This is a genomic window from Seonamhaeicola marinus, assembly GCF_008085455.1.
In genome coordinates this window covers 1-368 of record NZ_VSDQ01000463.1, presented here as the reverse complement: position 1 = coordinate 368, position 368 = coordinate 1, and the positions used below count along the sequence as shown (strand labels likewise).

Sequence of the window (368 nt, the reverse complement as noted above, 5' to 3'; positions counted from 1 at the left end):
TTTGTAAAGCCTATTTTGGTAATTCTTACATTGCCAATAACCATAGTTACATTAGGTTTATTTTTATTGGTAATTAACGCCTTTATTATTTTGTTAGCCGATAATTTAATTGATGGTTTTTCAGTAAGTAGTATCTGGACGGCTATACTTTTCAGTATTCTGCTTTCAATATTACAATCTATATTACATTCATTACTAAAAGAAGATAAAAAATAGCCTTATAATCAGTAGGTTAAAAACTTTGTTAGGATGTAAAAATGTATTACTTTTGCATCCCAATTTTAAGCACTTAAACATTACAAGCAATTTGCTAAAATGGTTTTTGTTTAAAGTTGAGTTTCCCTAGTTTGTCACTACACTATTTTAAA

Annotated in this window: 1 protein-coding gene; it reads left to right on the top strand. The window is 26.9% G+C overall.

The annotated features are described in order from the left end of the window. Positions 1-216 (top strand): phage holin family protein (locus tag FUA24_RS07740; RefSeq protein ID WP_148541175.1); only part of this gene is annotated, 216 nt, incomplete at its 5' end. Positions 217-368: the final 152 nt, after the last annotated feature.